The sequence below is a fragment of the Pseudomonas sp. PNPG3 genome (assembly GCF_023093815.1).
Lineage (GTDB): Bacteria > Pseudomonadota > Gammaproteobacteria > Pseudomonadales > Pseudomonadaceae > Aquipseudomonas > Aquipseudomonas asiatica.
This window is the reverse complement of sequence record NZ_JALLKV010000005.1, coordinates 98872-113848: the sequence shown is the minus strand read 5'-3', so window position 1 is coordinate 113848 and position 14977 is coordinate 98872. Positions and strand designations below refer to the sequence as shown.

At 63.7% G+C, this 14977-nt stretch carries 15 protein-coding genes; 8 read left to right on the top strand and 7 right to left on the bottom strand.

Features of this window, described 5'->3' with window-relative positions:
- Positions 1-29 precede the first annotated feature (29 nt).
- The 5 genes from MJ643_RS05855 to MJ643_RS05835 all read right to left on the bottom strand — a co-directional run bounded on the left by MJ643_RS05855 (position 30) and on the right by MJ643_RS05835 (position 6232).
- Positions 30-1403: a pitrilysin family protein gene (locus MJ643_RS05855; protein WP_023663003.1), complete on the bottom strand. Its 1374-nt coding sequence runs from the start codon at positions 1401-1403 to the stop codon at positions 30-32.
- Positions 1396-2697 carry a pitrilysin family protein gene (locus tag MJ643_RS05850; protein ID WP_013974635.1) on the bottom strand — a complete coding sequence of 434 codons (1302 nt, stop codon included), beginning with the start codon at positions 2695-2697 and terminating at the stop codon, positions 1396-1398. The genes MJ643_RS05855 and MJ643_RS05850 overlap by 8 nt, the downstream gene beginning before the upstream one ends.
- A 94-nt stretch (positions 2698-2791) precedes the next feature.
- Positions 2792-3394, bottom strand: a complete 603-nt coding sequence (gene rsmD / locus MJ643_RS05845) for a 16S rRNA (guanine(966)-N(2))-methyltransferase RsmD (RefSeq protein WP_013974634.1) — start codon at positions 3392-3394, stop codon at positions 2792-2794.
- The gene (locus tag MJ643_RS05840; protein WP_169774625.1) at positions 3394-4884 is read right to left on the bottom strand and encodes a pitrilysin family protein; all 1491 of its coding nucleotides are present in this window, start codon (positions 4882-4884) and stop codon (positions 3394-3396) included. The genes rsmD and MJ643_RS05840 overlap by 1 nt, the downstream gene beginning before the upstream one ends.
- Complete coding sequence (locus MJ643_RS05835) at positions 4877-6232, bottom strand: pitrilysin family protein (protein WP_024087860.1); 1356 nt, start codon at positions 6230-6232, stop codon at positions 4877-4879. The genes MJ643_RS05840 and MJ643_RS05835 overlap by 8 nt, the downstream gene beginning before the upstream one ends.
- A gap of 230 nt (positions 6233-6462) precedes the next feature.
- Between MJ643_RS05835 and ftsY the strand changes: the two genes are divergently transcribed.
- From ftsY to rpoH, 4 genes are all read left to right on the top strand, one after another.
- Positions 6463-7989, top strand: a complete 1527-nt coding sequence (ftsY, locus tag MJ643_RS05830) for a signal recognition particle-docking protein FtsY (protein WP_024087859.1) — start codon at positions 6463-6465, stop codon at positions 7987-7989.
- A 2-nt stretch (positions 7990-7991) separates the two neighbouring features.
- On the top strand, positions 7992-8663 hold the full coding sequence (gene ftsE, locus MJ643_RS05825; protein WP_013974630.1) for a cell division ATP-binding protein FtsE: 672 nt from the start codon (positions 7992-7994) through the stop codon (positions 8661-8663).
- A complete protein-coding gene (gene ftsX, locus MJ643_RS05820; RefSeq protein WP_013974629.1) occupies positions 8660-9682 on the top strand; it encodes a permease-like cell division protein FtsX in 1023 nt (340 codons plus the stop codon). Before ftsE ends, ftsX begins: the two co-directional genes overlap by 4 nt.
- Before the next feature lie 111 nt (positions 9683-9793).
- Entirely contained in the window at positions 9794-10648 is an 855-nt protein-coding gene (gene rpoH / locus MJ643_RS05815; RefSeq protein WP_003249083.1) for an RNA polymerase sigma factor RpoH, read from the top strand.
- Positions 10649-10815: 167 nt separating this feature from the next.
- Here the strand turns inward: rpoH and mtgA are convergent, their stop codons facing one another.
- Positions 10816-11526, bottom strand: a complete 711-nt coding sequence (mtgA, locus tag MJ643_RS05810; protein WP_013974628.1) for a monofunctional biosynthetic peptidoglycan transglycosylase — start codon at positions 11524-11526, stop codon at positions 10816-10818.
- A gap of 64 nt (positions 11527-11590) precedes the next feature.
- Here mtgA and MJ643_RS05805 point away from each other — a divergent pair, with 64 nt between their 5' ends.
- The 4 genes from MJ643_RS05805 to trmB all read left to right on the top strand — a co-directional run bounded on the left by MJ643_RS05805 (position 11591) and on the right by trmB (position 13846).
- Positions 11591-11962 (top strand): DUF423 domain-containing protein, encoded by a 372-nt coding sequence (locus MJ643_RS05805; RefSeq protein ID WP_013974627.1) that lies wholly within the window; start codon positions 11591-11593, stop codon positions 11960-11962.
- A gap of 103 nt (positions 11963-12065) precedes the next feature.
- Entirely contained in the window at positions 12066-12266 is a 201-nt protein-coding gene (gene thiS / locus MJ643_RS05800) for a sulfur carrier protein ThiS (RefSeq protein ID WP_003257817.1), read from the top strand.
- 53 nt (positions 12267-12319) lie between these two features.
- A complete protein-coding gene (locus MJ643_RS05795) occupies positions 12320-13114 on the top strand; it encodes a thiazole synthase (RefSeq protein WP_013974625.1) in 795 nt (264 codons plus the stop codon).
- Positions 13115-13123: 9 nt separating this feature from the next.
- A complete protein-coding gene (trmB, locus tag MJ643_RS05790) occupies positions 13124-13846 on the top strand; it encodes a tRNA (guanosine(46)-N7)-methyltransferase TrmB (protein WP_013974624.1) in 723 nt (240 codons plus the stop codon).
- Between the two features lie 797 nt (positions 13847-14643).
- Here the strand turns inward: trmB and MJ643_RS05785 are convergent.
- Positions 14644-14970, bottom strand: a complete 327-nt coding sequence (locus MJ643_RS05785) for a DUF3392 domain-containing protein (RefSeq protein ID WP_003257821.1) — start codon at positions 14968-14970, stop codon at positions 14644-14646.
- Positions 14971-14977 lie beyond the last annotated feature (7 nt).

The following is a 14977-nucleotide window of genomic DNA, read 5'->3' as shown; positions in this document are numbered from 1 at the left end:
TGCCATGAAACAACGCCACTGTACCTGCGCTATTGGTCGGTGGCTGGCAGCGGTTGCTGGTCGACACGTGGGCCGACACTGACCAGTACCTCGCAGTTCAAGTCGAGACGGTCTTGCATCGCCGCGCAGATATCTGCCGGGCTCAGCCTACCGATGCGCTCGATGTAGCTGTTCAGGTGGTCTGCAGGCTGATGTTGGTGGGTTATCTCCGTCAGCAATGCTGCCAGGCTGTTGTTTTGCGCCACACCACGCAGTAATTGCCCGGCCAGCTGTTTGCACGCCAGCTGCAGTTCGGCCTTGGTTGGCCCTTGCTCGATGAAATCGCACAGCAAGGTTGCTACCAGTTCCTGCGAGCATTGCACGTACCGTGGCGCGATGTCCCACTCTATGGTGAACAGCCCGCCGGCACTCAACGGCGAAGCGCGGCTGTAGATGCCGTAGGTCAACCCGCGACGTTGGCGCAGTTCCACCATCAGGCGCGATTCAAGGCCTGAAGCCAACACTTCACTGGCTAGCACAATGGCTGGGAAATCCGGGTCATTGGCGGGAACGTTCATGGGCAATGCCAGCAGCACTGCGCTGCTGTTGCCGGGCTGTTCGACGTTGATGGTTGCATGGGTAGCTTCCGGAACGGCTGGCAGGTCAGCGGCGGACCAGCCTTGCGGCAGGGCTTGGCTGATCTGTTGCGCGATGGCTTGCGCCTCGCTCAGGGCCAGGTCCCCGACAAGCACCATTTCCAGGTTGCTGGCGCTATAGGCGCGTTGGTGGAATGCCCGCAAGTCTTCAGGGCTGACGGCGTTCACGCCTTGAATGGTGCTGCCCAGCGGGTTGCCATAGGGATGCCCCTGGAACAGATGGCGAAACGCCTCGCTACGCGCCCTGAGCCTGGGGCGCCGTTCGCGGGATGCGTTGTGCTGCACGAACTGGCGCTTGATCTTTTCCAGGGCAGGCGCGGGGAAAGCCGGGTTTGCCACAAGGTCGGTAAACAGGTCCAGGGCTGGTGCGAGTATCGTTTTCGTGCTCACGCTGCGCAGGCTCAGCGTTGCATGCTCCAGGCGTATCTGCTTTTCCATGATCGCGCCCAGGCGCTCCATGCCCTCAGCTTGCCTGGCGCTGGTGTAGCGCCGGCTGCCCTCGTCGAGCATGTACAGCGTCAAGGCTGCCAGGCCGGGTTGCAAGGTGTCCTGGGCCGTGCCTGCCTTGAACCGCAAGACCACATCTACGATAGGCAGCCCGCGGGCTTCGACGAACTTCACGCCTGTACCTGCTTCCGTGGTCCACGCCTGCACCTGCGTCTGAGGGGTTTCGAGCTGGTCCAGATCAACGCCTTGGACCGAGACCAGACCACTGTGACTTCCGTTGGCTACAGCCGGTTGCGGGATGCTCGCGATCTTGTCATTCATCGGTACTTTCCTTGTGGTGCATGAAGGTGATGGCCGCACGGGCTTCAGTCAGGAATTCCAGCGCAATCAGGCCTACCTGCTCGGCTGTCACGGCTTCGATGGCTTGTCGCTCATCGTCCAGGGCAACGGGGTCCAGACCGCAGGCGGCCTGTTTGCCGATGGCCTCTGCCTGTTTGCCGATGTCGTCTCTTGCGAATAGTTGCCTGGCCAGCAGGCGAGCCTTGGCGCGTTGAAGATCTTCCTTGGAGGGGGCCGACTGGCGGAACGCTTCGATTTCCTGCATCAGCCTTTCGGCTGCTGCCTCCGGCGTAACCTGCGGGCTGCAGAACGCGTACAAGGTCAGCAGGCTGTCACCGCGCTGCCATGGCTCATAGGTCGCTCTCAGGCCCTGTAGCAGCGGAGTGTCTTGTATCAACAGGCGCTGCAGCGTGCTGGCGTGGCCTTCAGCAAGAATGTCCGGCAGCAGGCGCAGTGCGCAGGCTTGTGAGCCAGAGCGGGCGGTGCATTGGCTGGGAAGGTTGAAGCTGATGAGCACGCCGGTGTTCAGGCCATGCCAGCGCAGGGTCTGGCTGCGCCGAACCTGCCCAGAAGGCATTGTGGGTTTTTGCCGTGTTGGCAGGCGGTTGGCGGGGATCGCTGCAAAGTGCCGTGTAACCAGCTTTTGCAGCTGGGCCAGGGCAATGTCACCAGCCACGGCGAGCGTGGCATTGTTGGGGTGGTACCAGGTCTGGTACCAGGTGCGCGCCGCCGTCGGGGTCATATGGTCGAGGTCGGTCTTGTGGCCGGTCACGGGGTTGCCATAGCCGCTGTTGCCATAGGCCAGCAACTGGTGATGTTCCACTGCCAGTGCCAAGGGGCTGTTGTCGATATCCTCGCGGCGCTCGGCCATGACTACTGCCAGTTCACGGGCAAAAGGCACGTCGCTGAGGGTGGCGCTGGCCATGACGTCGGCCAGCGCCTCCAAGGCAATTTCCAGGCGGTTGCGTGGCAAAGTCAGCGGAAAGACCGTGGCATCGGGGTAGGTAAAGGCATTTGGGTCACCGCCCAGGCGGCTCATGAGGGCTGAATACTGGCCTGGAGCCAGTTTGCTGCTGCCCTCGAACAGCAGATGCTCCAGGGCGTGGGACAGGCCGGTGTGGCCCTCAGGCTCGTAGCTGGAGCCTACGTGGTACCACAGCTGCACGCTGACCAGCGGCGCGCGGTTGTCTTCACGCAGGTAGACGCGCAGGCCGTTGGCGAGGGTAAAGCTGTGCACCGAGCCTGCCGGCGCGGGTGGGGCGGGGTGGTCGGTCATGGTTGAAGTGCTCCTGCAGGAATCGGAGGAGCAGCTTCAGCCATGAAGGCGGCGGGTTTGTGGTAACTAAATACGGCAACCCAGGGTTACCGGATCAACCCCGTTGCCAAAGTGCGTAGTGCACCTGGCCGGTCTTTTTCTCGCGGTGCAGGCGCCAGTTGCCCGGCAACTGCAAGGTCGACGGGGCAGCCTCGCTTTCTGTGTAGACCCACGCCTGCTCGCGCAGCCACTGGTTCTGTTCCAGCAGGTTGCAGGTGTCTGCCAGCAGGTCCTGGTGGAACGGCGGGTCGAGGAACACCACGTCGAACTGCTGCTTGGCCGGGCCTTGCAGATAGCGCAGGGCGTCGGTCTGCAGGATTTGCCCGCGCGGGCAGCGCAGGATCTCGAGGTTGTTCTTCAGGTTGGCGATGGCCGCCGGGTTGCTGTCCAGCGCGACCGCGTCCTCGGCCCCGCGGGACAGGGCTTCGAGCACCAGGGCACCGCTGCCGGTGAAGGCGTCCAGAACGCGGGCACCCTCGATACAGGGGGCCAGCCAGTTGAACAGGGTTTCCCGCACTCTGTCAGGCGTTGGCCGCAGGCCTTCGCCTTCCGGCACCGCCAGACGTCGGCTGCGCCACTCGCCGGCGATGATGCGCAGGTGGCCCTGGCCCTTGCTGTGGCCCGGTTGTGGGCGGGCGGTAGGGGTGGATCTTGGCATTAGTGCTCCGGTACCCCGAGCGGCTGCTCGGAGGGCTTGTCAGTAGGGGCTGGCAGCGGTTTTTGCGGCACTTTCGGGCCAGCGGTGACGATCACCAGTTTATCGGCTGACAGGTGTTTGTTCATGGCCGTCCTTACCTGCTCGACGGTGAGGGCCTGGGACTGCTGCATGAAGTCCTCCAGCCAGGTCAGCGGCAGGTTGTAGAAGCCAATGGCACCCAGTTGGCCGACGATGCTGGCGTTGCTGGCATTGGACAGCGGGAAGCTGCCGGCCAGTTCGCGCTTGGCATCGTCCAGCTCCTGCTGGGTGGGGCCGGCCTTGAGGTAGTCGGCGAGAATATCCTGCACCAGCTTGAGCGTGCCCTCGCTGAGTTCGGCACGGGTCTGCAGGTTGATCATGAACGGGCCGCGAACCTGCATCGGGCTGAACACCGAGTACACACCGTAGGTCAGGCCGCGCTTTTCACGTACCTCGCTCATCAGCCGGGTGCCGAACGCACCGCCGCCGAGGATCTGGTTGCCCAGTGACAGGGCCGGCCAGTCCGGGTCCTGGCGGTCGATGCCGAGTTCGGCCAGCATCAGGTGGGTCTGCTTGGACGGGAAGTCGATGTGGGTCAGGCCTGCCTTGGCTTCGCCGGGTTGGGCCGGTGCGGCCAGCGCGGGGCCCTTGGGCAGGCCAGCTGATACCTGGGCGGCGATGACTTCGGCCTCGGCGCGGCTGAGGTCGCCGACCAGGGCGATGACCGCGTTGCCGCTGGTGTAGGCCTTGGCGTGGAAGGCGCGCAGCTGTTCCAGGGTGATGCCGCTGATGCTTTCGGCAGTGCCGTCGCTCGGGTGGGCGTAGGGGTGGTCGCCGTAGAGCTTGGCGAACAGGGCCTTGCCAGCGACCTTGCCAGGGTTCTGCTTTTCATACTCGAAGCCGGCCAGCATCTGGTTCTTGATGCGCTTGAGGGCGTCTTCAGGGAAGGTCGGCTTGCCAGTCACTTCGGTGAACAGCTTGAGCGCCGGTTCACGCTTGTCCTTGGCACTGAGGCTGCGCAGCGAAGCCACGGCCATATCGCGGTAGGAGCCGTTGCCAAAGTCGGCACCCAGCCCCTCGAAGCCTTCGGCGATGGCAGTCACATCCTTGCCGGCCACGCCTTCGTTGAGCATGGCGTTGGTCAGGGCGGCCAGGCCTGGCGTGCCGCCATCCTGGCTGCTGCCGGCGGCGAAGGTGATGCGCAGGTCGAACATCGGCAGTTCGCGGGCCTCGACGAACAGCACGCGGGCGCCTTCTGCAGTGTTCCAGTGCTGTATGTTCAACTGGCGCCGGCTGGGCGCCTTGCCATCCAGTTCGGCCAGTGACTGCAAGGTATTGGCCGGGCGTGCCGCGTTGCTGTCGGCTTTGGCGTCATTGTCAGCCATGGCCGGGGCGGCCAGCACCGCCGCCAGCGCCAGGGCGCGGATGCCCGTGGTCAGCAGGGTTGGGCGTGGTACGCGGCGATTACTCATGAGCGGACTCCTCGGGCAGTACATGGGCAACGCTCAGGCGTTCGCGGGTGAAGTAGGTACGCGCGGCGTTCTGGATATCCTGCGGAGTAACGCGCTTGAGCTCATCCAGCTCGCTGTCGATCAGCTTCCACGACAGGCCGACGGTTTCCAGCTGGCCGATGGTAGTGGCCTGGCTGCTGATGGAGTCGCGGTCGTAGACCAGGCCGGCAATGACCTGGGCGCGTACGCGCTCCAGCTCTTCGGCGCTGGGCGGGGTGGTCTTGAGCTCATCAAGCAGCTGCCAGATGCCTTTCTCGACATCGGCGAGGGTTTTTTGCTTCTGGACGTTCGGCGTGGCCGAGATCAGGAACAGGCTGTCGCCGCGGGTGAAGGCGTTGTAGCTGGACGAAGCGCCGGCCACCAGTTCCTGGCCGCGTTCCAGGCGTGCCGGCATGCGGGCGCTGTAGCCGCCGTCGAGCAATGCCGAGATAAGGCGCAGGGCATGCACCGTACGCGGATCCTTGGCGGTGGGCAGGCCAGGTACGTTGAAACCGTAGATCAGGCTCGGCAACTGGGTGCGCACGTGCAGGGTCAGCTGGCGCTGGCCTGGTTGGGCCAGCTCGAGCGGCAACTTGGCCGGTGGCACGGCGCGTTTGGGGATGCTGCCGAAGTACTTCTGCGCCAGGCCCTTGACCTCATCGACGGAGACATCGCCGACCACCACCAGGGTGGCGTTGTTGGGGGCGTACCAGGATTCGTACCAGTGGCGCAGTTCCTCGACCTTCATGCGCTCCAGGTCGGCCATCCAGCCGATGGTCGGGGTATGGTAGCCGCTGGCCGGGTAGGCCATGGCGCGGAACAGCTCGAACGCCTTGGAGTTGGGCTGGTCGTCGGTACGCAGGCGGCGTTCTTCCTTGATCACCTCGATTTCGCGGCTGAATTCGTCAGCGGGCAGGCGCAGGCTGGCCAGGCGGTCGGCCTCCAGCTCCAGGGCCACCGGCAGGCGGTCGCGGGCCAGCACCTGGTAATAGGCGGTGTAGTCGTCGCTGGTGAAGGCGTTTTCTTCGGCGCCAATGTCACGCAGGATGCGCGAGGCCTCGCCGGGGCCGACCTTGGCGCTGCCCTTGAACATCATGTGTTCCAGCGCGTGGGACAGGCCGGTCTGGCCAGGGGTTTCGTAGCTGGAGCCAACCTTGTACCAGATCTGCGAGACCACCACCGGGGCGCGGTGGTCCTCGCGCACGACTACTTTCAGGCCGTTGTCGAGGATGAATTCGTGGGTGGGTTGCACATCGGCGGCGAAGGCCGCGAGCGGCAGGCAGAGCGTGCCGAGCAACAGGCCAGCGGCGCGGCGGGCTAGAGCATTCATACGGTGTTTAACCTGTTCGGCGGCCCGCTGGTTTAGCGTCGGCGGGCCAGGAGGTGCTAGGATACTGATCCGGTTGCCTGGCGACCATGCCTGTCGCCGTTCTGGCCCGCAGGACACTAAGACAAAACGTTGCGCATGAACCAGCCGGCTTCAAGATAGTCTGTTCTGCGTAGAGAGAATTCCCGATGCGCCATAGCTGGCCCATCGCTACCCTGAGATAGCCGTCTTCCATGTTTGGTTCCAACGACGACAAAAAAGCGCCAGCCGAGGCTGGTGAGAAGAAAGGCCTGTTCAGCTGGTTTCGCAAGAAGCCGCAGCAACCTGTGGCAACGGGCGTGCCCGCGAATGAACCCCCAGCCGTCGAGCAGCCTGCAGCCGCTCCGGTCGAAGGGGCTACCGCCGAAGCGCCACAGGCCCCTGAACCCGTTCAGGCCCCTGCGGCCCCACAGCTGACAGAACCGCAGCAGGTCGCCGCACCCGTCCAATCCCCGGTGGTCGAGGCCCCTGTCCCCGAACCGCTTGCTTCCCAACCGTTGCAGGCCCCTGAACCCGAGCCGGTCGCTTCCCAGCCGCTGGTGGCACCTGCACCGCGGCCGGTCGCGTCGATGCCCTTGCAGGCGGCCCCGATCGAGCCAGCCCCTGTCGAGGCGGCCCCGGTCGTCGAACCGGCCGCGCCGGTCAGCAACCTGGTGCTGCCGGTTGCTGAAGAGCCCGTGGCTCTGGTGCCGGATCTGGAGCCGAAAGCGCCGCCCGCCATCCCGGAACGCCCTGCACCAGAGCCTGCTGCCCCTGTGGCTGCAGCCCCGGTCGCCGTGCAGGCCGAGCAGGCCAAGCCCGGTTTCTTCGCCCGCCTCAAGCAGGGCCTGTCGAAGACCAGCGCCAGTATCGGCGAGGGCATGGCCAGCCTGTTCCTGGGCAAGAAGGTCATCGATGACGACCTGCTCGACGAAATCGAAACCCGCCTGCTGACCGCCGACGTTGGTGTGGAAGCCACTTCCACCATCGTCCAGAACCTGACCCAGAAGGTTGCCCGCAAGCAGCTGGCTGATGCCGATGCCCTGTACAAGTCGCTGCAGGAAGAACTGGCTGCGCTGCTGCGCCCGGTCGAGCAGCCGCTGGTGGTGCAGGCGCAGAACAAACCCTATGTGATTCTGGTGGTCGGTGTGAACGGCGCCGGCAAGACCACCACCATTGGCAAACTGGCCAAGAAGCTGCAGCTCGAAGGCAAGAAAGTGATGCTGGCTGCTGGCGACACCTTCCGTGCCGCTGCAGTCGAGCAGCTGCAGGTGTGGGGCGAGCGTAACCAGATCCCGGTAATCGCCCAGCACACCGGCGCCGACTCTGCTTCGGTGATCTTCGATGCCGTACAGGCCGCCAAGGCCCGTGGCGTCGACGTGCTGATCGCCGACACCGCTGGCCGCCTGCACACCAAAGACAACCTGATGGAAGAGCTGAAGAAAGTCCGCCGGGTCATCGGCAAGCTCGACGCCGAAGCGCCACACGAGGTGCTGCTGGTACTCGATGCCGGCACCGGCCAGAACGCCATCAGCCAGGCCAAGTACTTCAACCAGAGCGTCGAACTGACCGGCCTGGCCCTGACCAAGCTGGACGGCACTGCCAAGGGCGGGGTGATCTTCGCCCTGGCCAAGCAGTTCAAGCTGCCGATCCGCTTCATCGGTGTCGGTGAAGGCATCGACGACCTGCGTACCTTCGAAGCCGAGCCGTTCGTCAAGGCTCTGTTCGCCGAGCGAGACTGAACATGATCCGATTCGAACAGGTTGCCAAGCGCTATCCCAATGGTCATGTGGGTTTGCATGAGCTGAGTTTCCGGGCGCGCCGGGGCGAATTCCTGTTCGTCACCGGCCACTCGGGCGCGGGCAAGAGCACCTTGCTGCGCCTGCTGCTGGCCATGGAGCGCCCGACCAGCGGCAAGCTGATGCTGGCCGGGCAGGACCTGGGCCAGATCAGCAACTCGCAGATCCCGTTCCTGCGCCGGCAGATCGGCGTGGTGTTCCAGAACCACCAGCTGTTGTTCGACCGCACGGTGTTCAACAACATCGCCTTGCCGCTGCAGATTCTCGGCCTGTCCAAGGCCGAGGTCGCCAAGCGCGTGGACTCGGCGCTGGAGAGAGTGTCGCTGGCCGACAAGGGCGAGCTGTTCCCGGCCGACCTGTCCACCGGGCAGCAGCAACGGGTGGGCATCGCCCGCGCCATCGTTCACCAGCCAGCCCTGCTGCTGGCCGACGAACCCACCGGTAACCTCGACCCGCGCCTGGCCGCGGAGATCATGGGGGTGTTCGAGGACATCAACCGCCTGGGTACCACGGTATTGATCGCCAGCCACGACCTGGCACTGATTGCGCGCATGCGCCACCGCATGCTGACCTTGCAGCGCGGCCGCTTGATCGGCGATGGGGAGGCCGGGCAATGAGCACTACACGTACGCCGAAGGTTTCCGAGCGGGTTGCGCCGAAGCCGGCCGACCCGCAACCGGCGAAGAAAAAGCACGACGACGATGACGGCCCGGATTTCCGCACACTGCTGCATGCCTGGCTGGAAAGCCACCGTGCCAGCATGGCCGACAGCCTGCGCCGGCTGGGCAAGCAGCCGATCGGCAGCTTCTTCACCTGCCTGGTGATGGCGGTGGCGCTGAGCATGCCCATGGGCCTGTCATTGCTGCTGAAGAACGTCGAGAAGCTTGGCGGCTCGTGGCAGCGCGCCGCACAGATCTCGCTATACCTCAAGCTCGATGCCGGTAGCCGCGAAGGCGAGGCGCTGCGCGACGAGATCAAGGGCATGCCCGGTGTGGCCGACGCCCAGTATGTCAGCCGCGAGCAGGCGCTGGAGGAGTTCCAGCAACAGTCCGGCCTGGGCGAAGCTCTGCGTGAACTGCCTGACAACCCGCTGCCCGGCGTAGTGGTGGTGACCCCGACCGAAGTCGACAAGCCGGCCCTGGAAGCCTTGCGTCAGCGCCTGTCGGAGCTGCCGCGGGTGGAAGTGGCGCAACTCGACCTGGTATGGGTCGAGCGCCTTGCGGCCATCCTCAAACTGGGTGACCGCTTCGTCTTCGGCCTGGCCGTGATGCTGATTTCTGCCCTGCTGTTAGTAATCGGTAACACAATTCGTCTACATATTGAAAACCGCCGTACCGAGATCGAAGTGATCAAGCTGGTCGGTGGTACAGACGCCTACGTACGCCGGCCTTTCCTTTACATGGGCGCACTGTATGGCCTGGGTGCAGGGGTGATTGCCTGGGGTATCCTGGCGTTTGGCCTGAACTGGCTGAACGAGGCGGTGGTAGGGCTTTCCGGGCTGTACGGCAGCGACTTCGCCCTAGGTGGGGTGCCGGCGTCCGATGGTCTGTCGCTCTTGATCGGAGCGGTGCTGTTGGGGTATATCGGTGCATGGATCGCAGTGGCCCGCCATCTGAACGAGCTGGCGCCGCGATAGTTTTTACGTGCCAGCATTGACAAATTATTCACCATGGAACTTGTACCGTCGTTCCAGGTCAATGTTGGCAGCGCCCACAAGGCGCGAGTTCTGTAAGTCGGAGGTTCTTGAATGACCACATCGTTGCAACCTGCCTATGCCCTGGTACCTGGTGCAAACCTGGAAGCCTACGTGCACACGGTCAACAGCATCCCGCTGCTGACTGTCGAGCAGGAGCGTGATCTGGGCGAGCGTCTCTATTATGAGCAGGATGTCGAGGCCGCTCGTCAAATGGTGATGGCCCACCTGCGTTTCGTCGTACATATCGCCCGTAGCTATGCCGGCTACGGGCTGGCCCAGGCCGACCTGATCCAGGAAGGCAACGTCGGCCTGATGAAAGCCGTCAAGCGCTTCAACCCGGAAATGGGCGTGCGCCTGGTGTCGTTCGCCGTGCACTGGATCAAGGCAGAGATCCACGAGTTCATCCTGCGCAACTGGCGCATCGTCAAGGTGGCCACCACCAAGGCCCAGCGCAAGCTGTTCTTCAACCTGCGCAGCCAGAAGAAGCGTCTGGCCTGGCTGAACAACGACGAAGTGCACCGCGTGGCGGAAAGCCTGGGCGTGGAGCCACGTGAAGTGCGCGAGATGGAAAGCCGCCTCAGCGGCCAGGACATGGCGTTCGACCCGGCAGCGGAAGCTGACGACGACAGTGCCTTCCAGTCGCCTGCGCATTACCTGGAAGACCACCGTTACGACCCGGCGGTGCAGCTGGAGGATGCCGACTGGAGCGACAACTCTACCAGCAACTTGCACGAAGCATTGCAAGGGCTGGACGAGCGTAGCCGCGACATTCTCTACCAGCGCTGGTTGGCGGAAGAGAAGGCCACGTTGCATGAGCTGGCGGACAAGTACAGCGTTTCGGCTGAGCGGATTCGCCAGCTGGAAAAGAATGCGATGAACAAGGTCAAGGCGCTGATCGCGGCCTGATCGAGCCCTGGCTGCAAGGAAAAGCCGCTGGCCCGCATAGGGTTAGCGGCTTTTTTTTGTGCAAGATTTACCGGCCTCTTCGCGGGCGCGCCCGCTCCCACAGGTACTGCACAGGCCTCAGGGGTAATGCTGGCCCTGTGGGAGCGGGCGTGCCCGCGAAGAGGCCCTCAAGGCTTGCGCGAAGTGTCGAGCTGCATCAGGTAGCTGGGCCCACCCAACTGGCTCATCTGCCGGCGTATCCAGCCGGCCCGGCTGGCCACATAGGTGCTCGGCCGGCTGGCGCTCCACTTGATCGGGCTCGGCAGCACCGCTGCGAGCTGCGCCGCCTGCTGGCGGCTAAGCCGGCTGGCATCGACGCCAAAGTGGTAGCGCGCTGCCGCCTGGGCGCCAAACACACCTTTGCCCCATTCGGCACTGTTCAGGTAGACCTCGAGAATCCGCTCCTTCGACCACAACAGCTCGATCAACGCGGTGAACCAGGCCTCCAGGCCTTTGCGGAACCAGCTGCGCCCGGACCACAGGAACAGGTTCTTGGCCACCTGCTGGGTCAGGGTGCTGGCACCGCGAATGCTGCCGCCGCGCTCGTTGTAGGCCAGCGCTGCCTGGATGGCCGGGATGTCGAAGCCCCAGTGGTTGGCGAACTTCTGGTCCTCGCCGGCAATGACCGCGACCTTGAGGTCGTCGGAGATGTTCTCCCACGGCTCCCAGTCGCGCTGCAGGTCGATCGGCTCGCCATTCACCCAGGACTGCACCTTACGCTCCACCATCAACGCCGTACCGGGTGGTGGGATCCAGCGGAACACCAGTACCAGCACGATGCTGCCGGCAGCGAACCAGAGCAGGGCGCGAGAGAGGCGGCGGAGAAGGGTTGGCAGCATGGCGATGGCTTGGCCGTACGGGTGGAAGGGGCCATTATACAGACCCGATCCAAGGAGTCGTCCCATGCTTCGCAGCTTCCTGATGCTTGCCGCCTTTTTCGGCTTCACCGGTGTCGCCCTGGGCGCTTTCGCCGCCCACGGCCTGAAAAGCCGGCTGACGGCCGACTACCTGGCGATCTTCCAGACTGGTGTGACCTACCAGTTGGTACATACCCTGGCCATCTTCGCTGTCGCCGTGCTTTCGGTGCACCTGCCAGGGCGCCTGGTCGGCTGGGCTGGCGGCCTGTTTGCCCTGGGGATAGTGCTGTTCTCCGGTAGCCTGTACCTGCTGACCCTCAGCGGCCTGGGCAAGCTCGGCATCATCACCCCGCTTGGTGGCCTGTGCTTCCTGGCCGGCTGGCTGTGCCTGGGCCTGGCAGCCTGGCGGCTCGGTTGACCGAGTGGTCCACAATCGCGACTAATGGCGTGCAGCGCCCTTGGGTTGCAGGGCGGTTCAGCGCTAGAATGCGGGCCCCCAAAGAACAATGGTGGCCGTGCGCATGCGCATTCAACTGAACGGTGAACCTTACGAATTGCCCGCTGGCGAAAGCGTCGCGGCCCTGCTGGCCCGCCTGGAGCTGACCGGGCGCCGCGTCGCGGTGGAACTGAACCTGGATATCGTGCCGCGTAGCCAGCACGACAGCACGCTGTTGAACGACGGCGATCAGGTCGAAGTGGTCCACGCCATCGGTGGCGGCTGATTCTGGCCGGCGATTCACCTGCAAGCCCAGCAACCTTTTCCCGAGGAACAACCATGAGCAACGTTCGTAGCGACAAGCCCTTCACCCTGGCCGGGCGTACTTTCCAGTCGCGCCTGCTGGTCGGTACCGGCAAGTACCGTGACATGGAAGAAACCCGCCTGGCCATCGAAGCCTCGGGTGCCGAGATCGTCACCGTAGCCGTGCGCCGCACCAACATTGGCCAGAACCCGGGCGAGCCGAACCTGCTCGATGTGCTGCCTCCGGACCGCTATACCATCCTGCCGAACACTGCTGGCTGCTATGACGCGGTCGAAGCCGTGCGCACCTGCCGCCTGGCCCGCGAACTGCTGGATGGCCACAACCTGGTCAAGCTGGAAGTACTGGCCGACCAGAAAACCCTGTTCCCCAATGTGATCGAAACCCTCAAGGCCGCCGAAGTGTTGGTCAAAGACGGTTTCGATGTGATGGTCTACACCAGCGATGATCCGATCATCGCCCGCCAGTTGGCCGAAGCCGGTTGCATTGCGGTCATGCCGCTGGCTGGCCTGATCGGTACCGGCCTGGGTATCTGCAACCCCTACAACCTGCAGATCATCCTGGAAGAGTCCAAGGTGCCGGTGCTGGTGGATGCTGGTGTGGGTACTGCGTCCGACGCCACCATCGCCATGGAAATGGGCTGCGAAGCTGTGCTGATGAACTCGGCCATCGCCCACGCCCAGCAGCCGGTGCTGATGGCCGAGGCCATGAAGCACGCCATCGTCGCCGGTCGCATGGCCTACCTGGCCGGCCGTATGCCGAAGAAACTCTATGCCAGCGCCTCTTCGCCGCTGGATGGTCTGATCAAGTAAGAGCCCCTGATGACTGAATCGCACGATACGCCGATCACCCCCGACGGCGAAGCCCGCCCGCACCGCCGCATCAAGAGTTTCGTGATGCGCGCCGGGCGCATGACCGAAGGCCAGCAACGTGGCCTGGAGCAGGGCGGCCCGCTGTACATCCTGCCGCTGGCCGACAGCCCGGTGGACTACGACCAGGTGTTCGGCCGCTCGGCGCCGCGCACCCTGGAGATCGGCTTCGGCATGGGCCATTCCCTGCTGGAAATGGCTGCTGCCGCGCCTGAACAGGACTTCATTGGTGTGGAAGTACACCGCCCGGGTGTTGGTGCGCTGCTCAACGGCGTGCTGACCCAGGGCCTGAAAAACCTGCGGGTATATGACTGCGATGCCATCGAAGTGCTGAACCGCTGCGTGGCGGACAACAGCCTCGACCGCCTGATGCTGTTCTTCCCCGACCCATGGCACAAGGCGCGCCACCACAAGCGCCGCATCGTCCAGCTGGAGTTCGCCGAACTGGTACGGCGCAAGCTCAAGCCCGGTGGCGTGTTCCACATGGCCACCGACTGGGAACCGTATGCGGAGTACATGCTGGAAGTGATGAGCGCTGCCCCGGGCTATCGCAACCGTGCGGCCGACGGTACTTACGTGCCACGGCCGGAAGAACGCCCGATCACCAAGTTCGAGCGCCGCGGCGAGCGGCTGGGGCATGGGGTTTGGGATTTGAAGTTCGAGAAGGTGGATTGACCGGCTGATACGGCCTTTCGATTTGCCGATGCCTGCAGAAATGCAGGCGAAAAAAAACCGCCTTTGAAAGGGCGGTTTTTTATGTGAGCAACAGGACTGAGTATCCTTCGCTCTGAGGTTTCACAGAAAACCCTCACACAGTTGGCTGATCATAGGCAGCGTAGCGGGGGAACGTCAATGCTCAGAAATATCCGGCATCACGTGTGTCGGAGCGGTTAACAGTCTTGGGTGAGCATTCCAAGTATCATCGCGCTGCTCCTGTGTGGATGAAATCAGTGATGGGCCGGGTAGGAGAAGAATTCTGCTTTCCGGCCCCTTCGACACGGCCTGAGAACCGTGCCGGTGCACCTCTCGAAGGGCCATTGACCTGGCCACTTCACAGAAGACTCTCACACAGTTTTTGAAGGCATCGAAGTACCGGTTAGATGCTGGAAGATTGGCCCGCCAACACGGAGGCCAAGGCATATGAAGCGTTTGCTTGATGCGCTGAGCCGCGTTTGGACGTTCATCCGGATCTTGACTGTGCTCAAGACCGTTCGGGACTTCATGCGCGATCACTTCGATGATGCCCAGTAAGGGCTAGTCAGGTGGTAGGGCTGCCCTGGTTCTCCGGGGCAGCTTTTACAACCCATCTCTGTACTCGCCAGATTACGCGGTCATTGTAGGAGCGGCCTTGTGTCGCGATGGCCCGCGTAGCGGCCCCAGGATGTCAGCGGTGAGGCAGCAATTGCTGGGGCCGCTTTGCGGCCCATCGCGACTCAAGGCCGCTCCTGCAAGGTTCAGTGCAAGGCCGTGGCTCAGCCCCGTCGATCCGCCACCACCCCGATCAGCACCAGTACCACCAGCAGCACCGGCGCCAGCGCGTAGTTGTTGAACTGGCTCAGCCCTTTCACCACCCAAGGCGTGGCATAGATCAGCGCCGCACCGCTGCCGATCATCACCAGCAAGGCCATGAACGGTACGCGCAGGGCGCCCGCCAGGCCGCCCAGGCGCTGTTCCACCCAGCCCTTGATATCGGTGCCGAACAGCACCAGCAGGCAGCCTACCAAGGCCAGTGAAATCTCCGACAGGTTGCTGCGGCTCCAGCGAGAAACCGTCGCGAGCAGATCAAGTACCAGATCCATGGGTCAT

Excerpts from the sequence above, each read along its gene's own strand:
- MJ643_RS05840 (WP_169774625.1), bottom strand. The coding sequence starts at position 4,884 with ATGAGTAATCGCCGCGTACCACGCCCAACCCTGCTGACCACGGGCATC.
- MJ643_RS05795 (WP_013974625.1), top strand. The coding sequence starts at position 12,320 with ATGAGCAACGTTCGTAGCGACAAGCCCTTCACCCTGGCCGGGCGTACT.
- trmB (WP_013974624.1), top strand. The coding sequence starts at position 13,124 with ATGACTGAATCGCACGATACGCCGATCACCCCCGACGGCGAAGCCCGC.
- ftsY (WP_024087859.1), top strand. The coding sequence starts at position 6,463 with ATGTTTGGTTCCAACGACGACAAAAAAGCGCCAGCCGAGGCTGGTGAG.
- mtgA (WP_013974628.1), bottom strand. The coding sequence starts at position 11,526 with ATGCTGCCAACCCTTCTCCGCCGCCTCTCTCGCGCCCTGCTCTGGTTC.
- ftsE (WP_013974630.1), top strand. The coding sequence starts at position 7,992 with ATGATCCGATTCGAACAGGTTGCCAAGCGCTATCCCAATGGTCATGTG.
- MJ643_RS05785 (WP_003257821.1), bottom strand. The coding sequence starts at position 14,970 with ATGGATCTGGTACTTGATCTGCTCGCGACGGTTTCTCGCTGGAGCCGC.
- MJ643_RS05835 (WP_024087860.1), bottom strand. The coding sequence starts at position 6,232 with ATGAATGCTCTAGCCCGCCGCGCCGCTGGCCTGTTGCTCGGCACGCTC.
- thiS (WP_003257817.1), top strand. The coding sequence starts at position 12,066 with ATGCGCATTCAACTGAACGGTGAACCTTACGAATTGCCCGCTGGCGAA.
- rpoH (WP_003249083.1), top strand. The coding sequence starts at position 9,794 with ATGACCACATCGTTGCAACCTGCCTATGCCCTGGTACCTGGTGCAAAC.
- ftsX (WP_013974629.1), top strand. The coding sequence starts at position 8,660 with ATGAGCACTACACGTACGCCGAAGGTTTCCGAGCGGGTTGCGCCGAAG.
- MJ643_RS05855 (WP_023663003.1), bottom strand. The coding sequence starts at position 1,403 with ATGAATGACAAGATCGCGAGCATCCCGCAACCGGCTGTAGCCAACGGA.
- MJ643_RS05850 (WP_013974635.1), bottom strand. The coding sequence starts at position 2,697 with ATGACCGACCACCCCGCCCCACCCGCGCCGGCAGGCTCGGTGCACAGC.
- MJ643_RS05805 (WP_013974627.1), top strand. The coding sequence starts at position 11,591 with ATGCTTCGCAGCTTCCTGATGCTTGCCGCCTTTTTCGGCTTCACCGGT.
- rsmD (WP_013974634.1), bottom strand. The coding sequence starts at position 3,394 with ATGCCAAGATCCACCCCTACCGCCCGCCCACAACCGGGCCACAGCAAG.